12 protein-coding genes are annotated in these 11,874 nt (G+C 66.6%); 7 read left to right on the top strand and 5 right to left on the bottom strand.

Annotated elements, in window-relative coordinates; genetic code table 11:
• Positions 1-106: 106 nt before the first annotated feature.
• Complete coding sequence (locus tag A5736_RS04865; RefSeq protein ID WP_076244805.1) at positions 107-730, bottom strand: MBL fold metallo-hydrolase; 624 nt, start codon at positions 728-730, stop codon at positions 107-109.
• Positions 730-1,815 (bottom strand): S-(hydroxymethyl)mycothiol dehydrogenase, encoded by a 1,086-nt coding sequence (locus tag A5736_RS04860; protein WP_076244804.1) that lies wholly within the window; start codon positions 1,813-1,815, stop codon positions 730-732. The genes A5736_RS04865 and A5736_RS04860 overlap by 1 nt, the downstream gene beginning before the upstream one ends.
• Before the next feature lie 32 nt (positions 1,816-1,847).
• On the opposite strand from A5736_RS04860, the gene A5736_RS04855 reads away from it, so the two are divergent.
• The 3 genes from A5736_RS04855 to A5736_RS04845 all read left to right on the top strand — a co-directional run bounded on the left by A5736_RS04855 (position 1,848) and on the right by A5736_RS04845 (position 4,386).
• Positions 1,848-2,906 (top strand): class I SAM-dependent methyltransferase, encoded by a 1,059-nt coding sequence (locus tag A5736_RS04855; RefSeq protein ID WP_076244802.1) that lies wholly within the window; start codon positions 1,848-1,850, stop codon positions 2,904-2,906.
• Positions 2,906-3,736, top strand: coding sequence for a serine hydrolase (locus A5736_RS04850; protein ID WP_076244801.1), 831 nt, complete (start codon positions 2,906-2,908; stop codon positions 3,734-3,736). The genes A5736_RS04855 and A5736_RS04850 overlap by 1 nt, the downstream gene beginning before the upstream one ends.
• A 137-nt stretch (positions 3,737-3,873) precedes the next feature.
• Entirely contained in the window at positions 3,874-4,386 is a 513-nt protein-coding gene (locus A5736_RS04845; protein WP_076122429.1) for a DUF3145 domain-containing protein, read from the top strand.
• Here the strand turns inward: A5736_RS04845 and A5736_RS04840 are convergent.
• Complete coding sequence (locus A5736_RS04840) at positions 4,383-4,901, bottom strand: hypothetical protein (RefSeq protein ID WP_076122299.1); 519 nt, start codon at positions 4,899-4,901, stop codon at positions 4,383-4,385. The two genes, A5736_RS04845 and A5736_RS04840, sit on opposite strands and share 4 nt — an antisense overlap.
• A 293-nt stretch (positions 4,902-5,194) precedes the next feature.
• On the opposite strand from A5736_RS04840, the gene A5736_RS04835 reads away from it, so the two are divergent.
• On the top strand, positions 5,195-6,895 hold the full coding sequence (locus tag A5736_RS04835) for a molybdopterin-dependent oxidoreductase (RefSeq protein WP_076244915.1): 1,701 nt from the start codon (positions 5,195-5,197) through the stop codon (positions 6,893-6,895).
• 23 nt (positions 6,896-6,918) lie between these two features.
• Positions 6,919-7,209 (top strand): hypothetical protein, encoded by a 291-nt coding sequence (locus tag A5736_RS04830; protein WP_076244799.1) that lies wholly within the window; start codon positions 6,919-6,921, stop codon positions 7,207-7,209.
• Between the two features lie 30 nt (positions 7,210-7,239).
• Here the strand turns inward: A5736_RS04830 and A5736_RS04825 are convergent, their stop codons facing one another.
• Positions 7,240-8,151: a diacylglycerol kinase gene (locus A5736_RS04825; protein WP_076244797.1), complete on the bottom strand. Its 912-nt coding sequence runs from the start codon at positions 8,149-8,151 to the stop codon at positions 7,240-7,242.
• On the bottom strand, positions 8,148-9,725 hold the full coding sequence (locus A5736_RS04820) for an FAD-binding oxidoreductase (protein WP_371328360.1): 1,578 nt from the start codon (positions 9,723-9,725) through the stop codon (positions 8,148-8,150). Before A5736_RS04820 ends, A5736_RS04825 begins: the two co-directional genes overlap by 4 nt.
• Before the next feature lie 47 nt (positions 9,726-9,772).
• Between A5736_RS04820 and A5736_RS04815 the strand changes: the two genes are divergently transcribed.
• A complete protein-coding gene (locus A5736_RS04815) occupies positions 9,773-10,342 on the top strand; it encodes a TetR/AcrR family transcriptional regulator (protein WP_076244794.1) in 570 nt (189 codons plus the stop codon).
• Positions 10,330-11,874, top strand: a complete 1,545-nt coding sequence (locus A5736_RS04810) for a glycerol-3-phosphate dehydrogenase/oxidase (protein WP_076244793.1) — start codon at positions 10,330-10,332, stop codon at positions 11,872-11,874. The genes A5736_RS04815 and A5736_RS04810 overlap by 13 nt, the downstream gene beginning before the upstream one ends.

Genomic DNA, 11,874 nt, shown 5'->3' with positions numbered 1-11,874 from the left:
GGACAAGCTTTGTGGTTGTCGCTATGAGGTGGGCAAAGAGAGCCTCGCGTGGCGGAGGGACTCGTGCGGCAGATGTGACGACCGGATTCGATCCGACGCCAAACACCTAGTGCCCGCGCGCCACCCATTCCTCGTAGTGGACGATCTCTTCGCCGATTGTGGTGCTGTCGCCATGGCCGGTGTGCACGACGGTCTCGCCGGGCAGCTTGCCGAGCCGCTCGGAGATCGACTGCAGGATCGTCGGGAAGTCGGAGTACGAGCGCCCGGTCGCGCCGGGGCCGCCGGAGAACAGGGTGTCGCCACTGAACACCACGCCCAGGTCGTGCGCATACCAACACACCGATCCCGGTGAGTGGCCCGGCGTGTGCATGGCCCGCAATTCCGTGCCACCCACGGCCAAGGTCTCGCCGTCGGATATCGAACGGAAGTCCTTGTCCGGGTGGGTCATTCGCCACAGCACTTCGTCGGCGGGATGCAGCAGCACCGGCGCATCGAGTCTGTCGCCGAGTTCGGGAGCGACCGTCACGTGGTCGTTGTGGCCATGCGTGCACACCACCGCCACGACATGGCGACCGGCTACGGCATCGATGATCGGCGCCGCGTCGTGAGCGGCGTCGAACACCACGACATTGGAGTTGTCGCCAACGAGCCAGATGTTGTTGTCGACTTCCCAACTGCCGCCGTCGAGTTCGAACACACCCGACGTCACCACGCGGTCGATGCCCACCATCAGAGCATCACCACTGAACGCAGCACCTTGCCTTCGTGCATCTTGTGGAAGGCTTCCTCGATGTCGCCGAGCCCGATGCGCTCGGAGACGAACTGCTCCAAGGGAAGTCGGCCCTGCAGGTAGAGGTCGATCAGGGTGGGGAAGTCGCGCTCGGGCAGGCAATCGCCGTACCACGACGACTTCAGTGACCCGCCGTGGGAGAAGAAGTCCACCAGCGGCATCTCCAAACGCATGTCTGGAGTCGGAACGCCCACCAGCACCACGGTGCCCGCAAGGTCGCGGGCGTAGAACGCCTGCTTCCACGTCTCGGGACGGCCGACCGCGTCGATCACCACGTTGGCGCCGAAGCCGTCGGTGAGGTCCTGGATGGTCTTGACGACGTCGAATTCGCGGGCGTTGACGGTGTGGGTGGCGCCGAACTTGCGCGCCAACTCCAACTTGGTGTTGTCGGTGTCGATGGCGATGATCCGCCGGGCGCCGACCAGCGCGGCACCGGCGACCGCGGCGTCGCCCACGCCGCCGCAGCCGATCACCGCGACGGTGTCGTTACGCTCCACCGCGCCCGTATTGATCGCCGCGCCAATGCCGGCCATCACCCCGCAACCCAGCAGGCCCGCGACCGCCGGATCGGCCGCAGGATCGACCTTCGTGCATTGACCGGCCGCCACCAGTGTCTTGTCGGCGAACGCCCCGATGCCCAGCGCCGGGGTGAGTTCGGTGCCGTCGGTCAGCGTCATCTTCTGCTCGGCGTTGAAGGTGTCGAAGCAGAGGTGCGGCCGGCCACGCTTGCAGGCCCGGCACTGCCCGCACACCGCACGCCAGTTCAGGATCACGAAGTCGCCCGGCTCGACGGCGGTCACGCCCGGCCCGACCGCCTCGACCGTGCCCGCGGCTTCATGGCCGAGCAGGAACGGGTACTCGTCGTTGATGCCGCCCTCGCGGTAGGTCAGGTCGGTGTGGCACACCCCGCAGGCGATGACGTCGACCACGGCCTCACCGGGCCCGGGGTCCGGGACGACGATGTCCACCAGCTCGACGGGTTCGCCCTTTTTTCGTGAAATCACGCCGCGCACTGTCTGACTCATGGCGTCCAACCTACGGTGTAGCGTCGCTGACCATGACGGCACCCGAGACCGCCGAAGACTTCGCCGAGCGAATGGTTGCGGCCATCGACGGCGCCAGTCTCACCATCCTGCTGAGCATCGGGCATCAGACCGGACTGCTGGACGCGATGGCCGGGCTGCCGCCCGCCAGCAGCGCGCAAATCGCCGAGGCCGCCGGCCTCAACGAGCGCTACGTCCGGGAGTGGCTGGCGGGCATGACCACCGGGCACGTCGTCGACTACGACGCCGCCGACGCCACCTATTCGTTGCCCGCCCACCGCGCGGCAACCCTCACCCGCGCCGCCGGACCGCACAACCTCGCCCTGGTTGCGCTGTTCGTTCCGCAACTCGGCGAGATCGAGCAGAAAATCGTCGGCTGCTTTCGCGAGGGCGGCGGGCTGCCGTATAGCGAATTCCCGCGCTTCCACGCGCTGATGGCAGAGCAGAGCGCCGCCGTGTTCGACATCGCGCTCGTCGACGTCGTGCTGCCGTTGGTCGACGGCCTGCCGGAACGCCTGCGCGCCGGGGCCGACGTGGCCGACTTCGGCTGCGGCAGCGGGCACGCGATAAACGTGATGGCACAGGCGTTTCCGGCAAGCCGGTTCACCGGCATCGACTTCTCCGGCGAGGCCATCGCAACCGGTGTCGCCGAGGCGGCTCGCCTCGGCCTGACGAACGCGACCTTCGAAAGCCACGATCTGGCGCGGCTGGACAAGCACGAGGCCTACGACGTCATCACCGTGTTCGACGCCATCCACGACCAGGCGCAGCCGGCGCGGGTGCTGGAGAACATCTACCAAGCGCTGCGGCCTGGCGGTGTCTTCTTGATGGCCGACGTCAAGGCATCGAGCCGGCTCGAGGAGAACGTCGACGTCCCGATGAGCACCTATCTCTACACGGTCTCGCTGATGCATTGCATGACGGTGTCGCTGGCGCTGGATGGCGCCGGGCTGGGCACGGCGTGGGGAACGCAGCTGGCCACCTCGATGCTCGCCGACGCCGGTTTCGGCGACGTGCGGGTGACCGAGATCGAGGGCGACCCGCTGAACAACTACTACATCGCCAGGAAGTGATGGCGGCCCGCGACGCTCTCGGCCTGCTCGCCGATTGGCCGGTGGCCAATGCCGCCGCCGCGGTGGTCGGGCCCGACGGGGTGCTGGACACCCACGGGGACACCAAGCAGGTTTTCGTGCTGGCGTCGGTAACCAAACCGTTGGTCGCGCGGGCCGTGCACGTCGCGATCGAGGAGGGCGTCGTCGACCTGGAGACCCCGGCCGGGCCGCCCGGTTCCACGGTTCGCCATCTGCTGGCGCACGCGTCGGGACTGGCGATGCACACCGACCGCGCGCTGACCAAGCCCGGCGCCCGGCGAATCTACTCGAACTACGGCTTCACCGTGGTGGCCGAGACCGTGGAGCGAGAGTCGGGGATCGAGTTCGGCCGCTACCTGACCGAGGCGGTGTGCGAGCCGCTGGCGATGGCGACGACCCGGCTGGACGGCGGGGCGTTGGAGGCCGGGTTCGGGGCGACGTCCACGGTGGCGGATCTGGCCGCCTTCGCCGGTGACCTGCTGCGCCCGGCGACCGTGTCGGCGCAGCTGCACGACGAGGCCACGACGGTGCAATTTCCCGGCCTGGACGGCGTGTTGCCCGGGTACGGGGTGCAGCGGCCCAACGATTGGGGGCTGGGCTTCGAGATCCGGGATTCGAAATCGCCGCACTGGACGGGCGGCCGGAATTCGGCGCGAACGTACGGGCATTTCGGCCAGGCGGGCGGCTTTATCTGGGCGGATCCCGACGCGGAGCTCGCGCTGGTGGCACTCACGGACCGCGATTTCGGCGAGTGGGCGCTGGACGTGTGGCCCGCGATTTCCGACGCGGCGATATCCGAATACACCAAATAGGCATCGAAGACTAGCGCAACACGGGTATCACAGGGCACAATAGACACGCACGACACAAAAACATCAGCATTTCCGCTGCTCGCGGATCCACCAGGTCGTTGGGGAAGACGTCCCTCGTGGAACCGAAGGAGCAGGAGATGCGTGCGTCGAACCAATTCGCCGACGTGACGGCTGGCGTGGTCTATGTCCATGCCTCGCCCGCGGCGGTCTGCCCGCATGTCGAGTGGGCGCTGTCGTCGACCCTGCAATCCAAGGCCAACTTGGTGTGGACCCCGCAGCCGGCGATGCCCGGACAGCTGCGCGCGGTCACCAATTGGGTCGGGCCGGTGGGCACCGGCGCCCGGCTGGCCAACGCGTTGCGCTCCTGGTCGGTGCTGCGGTTCGAGGTCACCGAGGATCCCAGCCCCGGAGTCGACGGCCACCGATTCAGCCACACCCCGCAGCTCGGCTTGTGGAGCGGCGCGATGAGCGCCAACGGCGACATCATGGTCGGCGAGATGCGGCTGCGGGCGATGATGGCGCAGGGCGCCGACACGCTAGCCGCGGAACTGGATTCGGTGCTGGGGACGGCCTGGGACGAGGCGCTCGAGGTGTACCGCGACGGCGGCGACGCCGGTGAGGTGACCTGGCTGAGCCGGGGCGTCGGCTAGATAACGGGCGGGCTCACCGGGGTAGCGGTGACCGGCATCTCCATGCTGCCGGCGCACGCCCCGCTGACGATGTCGATGTGAAACACGCCGGTCAGGGTGCCGTCGGCGGCGGGCGTCAAGGCCGTGATGGACCTCGCGGGGTCGCGTTCCACGCGGCCGCCGAGCAGTGGGCAATCCCATGTCCGGTTGATCTGCTGGACCCACTGAGACCCGTTCCAGGCGAACTGGACCGATCGCTGCTCGTACGGGCTTTTCGGTGCCGGGGGGTTATTGACCGTGGCGACGCAGACGCCCGTCGAGCAGTTCGACGTGAACGAGTAGCTGGCCCGCTGGGAGGTTTCGGGCTGGCGGGCCGCCATGCTGGTACCGGTCTTCTGGTTCGCGGCGAAAGTTAGCAGGTAGGGCCCGTTCCAGGCCGACGGTTGAATCGCGGAGGCCGCAGGCGAAAGCCAGACTGAAAAGCCCAGCGCCGCAGCAGCCAACAGGCCCAGTGCAATCTTGCGGTGTCCCGACATTTTTCCCCCCGATGCAGAGCCGACGCCAAGATATCGGACGGGGTGGCCGATTCGTTACACCGCCGTGATCCCGATTTGGCGAGGTGCAGAATCTGCAGCGCGGTAGCGCGCGGTGAGGCGAGTCACTCGCAGCGACCCTTCCTGATCAGGCACTTCACGCGCTAGAGTTTATCCATAACAAATTGTAAAAATTGCGTTAGGTGCGATACGGCGTGACCGATAACGAACTCCGCGTCCGCCAGGCCCGCAGGGGCGATGTCGGCGGGTATCAGGGCACGGGGTACCGCGCAGAGCTGCGCCTTGCCGAGAACATCGTCAACCCCGAGACATGGGCTGGCGGCATAGAAGATAAGCGGGCCATCGTGCCGCGACTACGGGTGGGTCGCGACAAGTGGATAAACGTGCTCTGGCTGCTTCCCGTCGGGTTCGCCGCACTCGCCGTGGCCGTTGCCGTGGCCAAAGGCCTGCATAACGTCTCGGCGGTGCAGTCATTCATCCAGCGTTATCCCGGAACCCATGTACCTTCCGGCGTCAGCCCCGGCATCCCGGCGTGGGTCGGGTGGAGCCACTTCTTCAACCTGTTCTTGATGACGTTCATCATCCGTTCCGGGATTCAAATTCTGTGCGATCATCCGCGGCTGTACTTCAGTCGCAACGCCACCCCGGGCAAAGACGAGTGGCTGCGAGTTGCCAAGCCGGTACCGGATGACCCGCTGTGGACGGCCAAGGACGACTCCGTTGGCCTGCCCGGTCAGTTGGGATTGCCCGGGATTCGCCACTCCATTGGGCTGGCGCGATGGTGGCACCTCGGCGCTGACGTTCTGTGGCTCCTCAACGGCGCGGTCTTCTACGTGCTGTTGTTCACTACCGGTCAATGGCGACACATCGTGCCGACCAGCTGGGACGTCTTCCCCAATGCCGTATCGGTTGCGTTCCAATACCTCTCGCTGGACTGGCCGACCGACAACACCTGGGTGGCCTACAACGCGCTGCAGTTGTTGACGTACTTCACGACGGTCTTCATCGCCGCACCGCTCGCGGTCATCACCGCGCTTGGGATGTCGCCGGCACTTTCGATGCGCCTCACCGTGATCAGCAAACGGCTGAACATTCAGCACGCACGCTCACTGCACTTCCTGGTCTTGATGTATTTCATTGCGTTCATCGGTATGCACGTCACGATGGTCTTTGCCACCGATGCTGTGCGCAACCTCAACCACATGTTCGGCGCCCGCGACGACAACAGCTGGGTAGGTTTTTGGGTCTTTGCCGCGGCCATGGTCGTGGTAACCATCGGCTGGGTGGTCGCCACCCCGTTCACCTATCGCCACCCCAGGATTGTGCAGCGGGTCGGGTACGCGCTTGTCGGCCCGCTGCAGCGGCTGTTCGAGTACGCCAACCCGAAGCCCGGTGCGTTCACCGAAAAAGACATCTCGCCGTACTTCTGGCACAACGGGACGTACCCGGAAACCGTTGAGTACAAGGAGTTGGAAAAGAACAACTTCGTGGATTGGCGGCTGCGGGTCTACGGCCTCGTCGAGAACCCCACCGAGTTCTCGTTGGCCGACTTGCATGACTTGCCGTACCACGAACAGATCACCCAACACTTCTGCATCCAGGGCTGGTCGGGTGTTGCCAAATGGGGTGGTGTGCAAATGAAGACGATCATGGACGTCGTCAAACCGCTGCCCGCTGCGAAATGGGTGGTGTTCTACTCGCTGGGCCCCGGGGCGGACGGGGGAATCTACTATGTCGCGCACCCGATCGACCAGATGAGCAATCATCTGACGATGCTGGCCTACGACATGAATGGCGAACCGGTGAGCTACGGTCACGGGGCGCCACTACGGCTGCGCAATGAATTGCAGCACGGCTTCCGGCATGTGAAGTGGCTCAAGGGCATTGAGTTCATCGCACACTACTCCGAGGTGGGTAGCGGATACGGCGGTTACAACGAAGACCACGAATACTTCGGGCGACACCAGACCATCTAGTGGCGTGGAGGTGTGTCATGACAATGAAAAACATTGAAACTCCCCGAATCGAAGCGCTCGGCGATCACGATTACCTCGTGCGTGTCGCCCAGGGCGAGGAGCTCGTCACCATCCGGATGCGGGCCACGCCAGAGATCGTCGTGCGCATCGCCGGACCCGACGCCGACGAAACCCGTGTTGTCGCTGCCACCATCGCCTATCTGATTGCGCGGCAGTCGCCCGACGAGCTGCCCGAGCAGCTCGACCTCGACGACATCACCGCCGCCTACGACGATTACCTCGACGAGCTCCACGACCAGATCTGCAGTATGTGAGGAACGGCCACCACCACACGGCGCTCATGCTTATCGCGCGGGGCGCAGAATCCGCAGCGCGGCGGGGACCGCGGAGATCTCGGCGGGCAGCGCGCAGGCGAAGTCGCCGTCGGCGTACACGTTGATGCCCGGGCACTCGACGTGGATTGATTTGGCGCGTGCGGTGGTCACCTCGTCCAGGTCGACGTGGGTGCCCTTCATGACGGTGGGGAACAGGCGGACCAGTTTGGTCCGGGACGCCGAATGCGCCATCGTGATGTCGAGCAGACCATCGGTGGGGTCGGCGTTCGGACAGATCAGCAGCCCACCGCCATAGCTGCGGGTGTTGCCGAAGGCCGCCAGCGTGATGTCGGCGTCGATCTCTTTCGTCCCGTCGAGCACCAGCCGGAACGGCAACAACCGCAGCCTCGAAAGCTCGGCGAGCATCGCGATGTAGTAGCGCAACCGCCCGTGCGGCCAGGTCATCCGGTTGGCGCGATCGGTCACCAAGGAATCGAATCCCGCCGCGGCGACGGTGCCGAACCACTTGTCGGTGCCGTCGCTGTCGCGAATCCGGCCCAGGTCAATGGTTTCCGTCCAGCCGTCGACCACGATGTCGGCGGCCGCCTCGGGATCCTTTGTGGGAATGCCGAATTCGCGGGCGTGATCGTTGCCGGTCCCCGCCGGGATGATTCCCAGCGGAATGTCGGTGCCCGCCAACACCTGTAGGGCATTGGAGACGACGCCGTCGCCGCCGGTGACCATGACCGCGTCGGTTCCTCGCTCGAGCTCGGCGCCGACGAGGTGGCGCGCGTCTTCGGCGTCGTCGCCGATGATCTCGGTGACCTGCACGCCCCGATCGTGCAGCCTTGCGATCGCTCTTTGGGCCGCGCGGATCGCGGCGCCATGCCCCGACACGGGATTGGTCAGCGCGGTGACTTTGGCGATTTCACGCGTACTCACGGAATCAGCTTGCCGGGGTTGAGGATTCCGGCCGGGTCCAGCGTCGCCTTCACCGCGCGCAGTACCTGCACTCCGAGATCACCCACCTCGTCGCGCATCCAGGGTCGGTGGTCGGCGCCGACGGCGTGGTGGTGGGTGATCGTCGCGCCGTTGGCCATCATCGCGTCGGACGCCGCCTTTTTGGCCTTCTGCCACTGTTCGATCGCATTGCCGCGTTGCCCGGCGACGACGGTGAAGTACAGCGAGGCGCCGGTGGGGTAGACGTGCGAAATGTGGCACATCACGAGCGCCGGCGTGCCGGTCTCGGCCAGCGCACCGGTGAGCGCTTCGGTGACCGCGGCCTTGAGGGCAGCAATGTTGGACCAATCGGTGGCGGTCTCGAGCGTCTCGCACAGCGCGCCCGCGGACAACAGCGAGTCGCGCAGGTACGGCGCGGCGAACCGGCCGCGTTCCCAGGCTTGGGCCGGCGCTTCGCCGAGCGACGTGCCGCCCTGCGCCTCCAGCAGTGCGTGGGTCTCGGCGTGCCGGCTTTCGACGTGTTCCGTGGTGCCCTCGAACACCGTGATCCCCAAGCAGCCGCCGGTGATTTGGTTTTCGCCGATCGCCTCGGTGGTGGCGAGGTTGACCCCGGTCTCCGCTTCGTCGGAGAGCCGAATGACGGTGGGGCCAGTGGCATTTTGGGTGACCGCGCGCAGGGCCGCGGCCCCGGTCGCGAAATCCGGGAACGACCACGCCTCGTAGCGGACGGCTTCCGGCGCGCGGTGCACGCGCAGCCGCACCTGGGTGATGACACCGAACGTGCCCTCGGAGCCGATCAGTAGCTGACGAAGGTCGGGACCGGCGGCCGACTCCGGCGCGCGGCCCAGATCCAGGGTGCCGACCGGAGTGATCACCCGGAGGCCGCGAACCATGTCGTTGAACCGGCCGTAGCCGGCCGAATCCTGGCCCGACGACCGGGTGGCCGCGAAGCCGCCGATGGTGGCGTACTCGAAGCTCTGCGGGAAATGCCCGAGCGAAAAGCCTTGGGCGCCAAGCATGCGTTCGGCGTCCGGCCCGGTCACGCCGGCACCGAAGACCGCCTGCCCGGACACCTCGTCGAGGTCGATCAGCCGGTCGAAGCGGCGCAAATCGAGGGAGACCACCGCGTCGAATTGGCCGCGGGTGGGATTCAGGCCGCCGGTGACGCTGGTGCCGCCCCCGAAGGGGATGACGGCGATGCCGCGCTCCGAGCAGTAACGCAGGATCGCGGCCACGGCGTCTTCGTCGCCGGGCAGCAGGATGGCGTCGGGCGCGTCCTGGACTTTCTCCTTGCGCCGCAACATGTCGATGGTGGACTTGCCTCCCGCGTGCAACAACCGATCGCGATCGGTGACGCGGCAGTAGCCGTCGCCGACGATCGCGGTCAGCGCGTCTCGATCCTCTGGTGTGAGTGCGGACGGGCGCAGCTCGACATCATCGGCGTCAAGTTCGGCCTTCGGCTCGTCGTCGAGGCCCACGGCTTGCTTCAGCAGCGCCCGGATTCCCTCGGACAGGGGCTTGGCGGCGGCGGGATCTCCCCACGCGTTCCACTTCATCGGCGGGAGGAGTTCCTCGAGGTGCGTCATGCGTTACAGTATTACACATGCTGTCAATCAGTAACGCGCCAGTTGATACCCGAGAACGGATCCTTGCGGCGGCCGCCACCTGCGTGGTCGATTTCGGGGTGGACCGGGTGACCCTGGCGGAGATCGCCCGGCGCGCGGGCGTGAGCCGGCCGACGGTCTACCGCCGCTGGCCGGATACCCGCTCGATCGTGGCGGCGCTGCTGACCCAACGCATCGTTGGGGTGATGCGCAACGCGCCATTGCTCGGCGAAGACCGGGAATCCCTTGTGCGACAGATCGTTACGGTGGCCAATCTGCTGCGTCGCGATGACTTGGTCATGTCGGTGATGCATTCGGAGCTGGCGCCGCTCTACATCACCGAGCGTCTGGGGTCCAGCCAGCAGATGTTGATCGACGCCCTAGCCGATCGGTTGCGCGCGGCCCAACGCCACGGCAGCGTCCGAGCCGGCGACCCGCTGCAGATGGCCACCATGGTGTTGCTGATCGCCCAGTCCACGATCCAGTCGGAGCGGATCGTCCGGCCGATTCTCGATTCCGATGCGCTGGCCACCGAGCTCACCTACTCGCTGAATGGATACCTGTCGTGAACTCCACAGCCCTGAACGCCGCGCGTCGCGCGGCCGACCTGAATGCCCTCGCCGACGGCGAGCCGTTGGACGTCCTGGTGATCGGTGGCGGCATCACCGGCGTCGGGATCGCTTTGGACGCCGCATCACGAGGCCTGCGGGTGGCGCTGGTGGAAAAGCACGATCTGGCGTTTGGCACCAGCCGGTGGAGTTCGAAATTGGTCCATGGTGGTCTGCGGTACCTGGCGACGGGCAACGTGGGGATCGCCCGGCGCAGCGCCATCGAACGCGGAATCCTGATGACGCGCAACGCCCCTCACCTCGCGCGCGCGATGCCGCAGCTGGTTCCGTTGCTGCCGTCGATGAGTCGTGGCAAGCGTGCCTTGGTGCGCGCGGGATTCCTCGCCGGTGATGCGCTGCGCGCGCTGGCGGGTACGCCGTCGTCGGTGCTGCCCCGATCGGGCAGGGTTTCGGCCGCTCGCGTGGTGGAGATGGCCCCGACGGTTCGACGCGACGGCCTGGACGGTGGCCTGCTGGCCTACGACGGGCAATTGATCGACGACGCCCGCCTGGTCACCGCCGTGGCGCGCACCGCCGCGCAGTACGGCGCCCGGATCCTCACCTACGTCGCGGCATCCGAGGCCACCGGCGGCTCGGTGCGTCTGACCGACCAACGCACGGGGGGGTCGTTCGACGTAACCGCCGGCGCCGTCGTCAACGCGGCCGGGGTGTGGGCGGGGGAGATCGACGGATCGCTGCGGTTGCGGCCCAGCCGCGGAACCCACCTGGTGTTCGATGCTGCTGTGTTTGGGAATCCTGTTGCTGCGCTGACGATTCCGATCCCCGGGGAGCTCAACCGCTTCGTTTTCGCCATGCCCGAGCAACTGGGCCGCGTGTACCTCGGGTTGACTGACGAAGACGCCCCCGGCCCGATTCCCGATGTGCCACAACCGTCGTCGGAGGAGATCACGTTCCTGTTGGACACGGTGAACACCGCGTTGGGGACCGCGCTGCAGGCCGGCGATGTGATCGGCGCCTACGCCGGTTTGCGCCCGCTGATCGACACCGGCGGAGGTCGCACAGCGGACGTTTCGCGCGAGCACGCCGTCGTCGAATCGTCCTCCGGCCTCATCAGCGTGATCGGGGGGAAGCTGACCGAATACCGTTACATGGCAGAGGATGTCGTGGATCGCGCCGTCGAATTGCGGCACCTGCATGCGGGCAGATGCCGGACCCGCAATCTGCCGCTCGTCGGCGCGCCGGCCAACCCGGGTTCGACGGTCCCGCCGATGGCTGGCCTGCCCGAGTCGCTGATCCTGCGGTACGGGGCGGAGGCTGCCCACGTCATCGCCGCTGCCACCTGCGAGCGCCCTGGCGAGCGAGTGGCCGACGGGATCGACGTGACTCGCGCGGAGTTCGAATTCGCGGTGACCCACGAGGGCGCCCTGGGTGTCGACGACATCCTGGACCGGCGGACCCGGATCGGCCTGGTGGCACGCGATCGCGAGCGGGTGGTGTCGGTCGCTGAGGAATTCCTGGCCTGCCTTGGCTAG

Origin of the sequence: Mycobacterium sp. SP-6446 (assembly GCF_001954045.1) — a bacterium.
In the GTDB taxonomy this organism is placed as follows: Bacteria; Actinomycetota; Actinomycetes; order Mycobacteriales; family Mycobacteriaceae; genus Mycobacterium.
Note: the sequence above shows the minus strand (reverse complement) of the source record. Positions and strands in the feature narration are given on the sequence as shown.